1 protein-coding gene is annotated in these 225 nt (G+C 37.8%); it reads right to left on the reverse strand.

Annotated features, from left to right (window positions below):
- Positions 1-225 (reverse strand): hypothetical protein (locus ACRHOC_RS15485; protein ID WP_431159479.1); only part of this gene is annotated, 225 nt, incomplete at both ends.

Consider the following 225-nt stretch of genomic DNA (forward strand, 5'->3'; position numbering starts at 1 on the left):
TGGAATAAATCTCTGGAACCGCTTATTGTATACGATCCCTGAGAAGGGTTTGGATATCTTCCAACGCTATCTATATTAAACTCCTGATTTCCTAAAACTGGCCCTCTAATAAAATTACACACCTGGTTTCCTAGAATTGCATTTGAACTGCCTAATACAGAAAACTTAAAACTGTCTGGATCCACATTTGACCCTCCATGAGCATATGACAATAGGTTATTCTGT

The organism is Winogradskyella poriferorum (genome assembly GCF_050618035.1).
GTDB lineage: Bacteria > Bacteroidota > Bacteroidia > Flavobacteriales > Flavobacteriaceae > Winogradskyella > Winogradskyella poriferorum_A.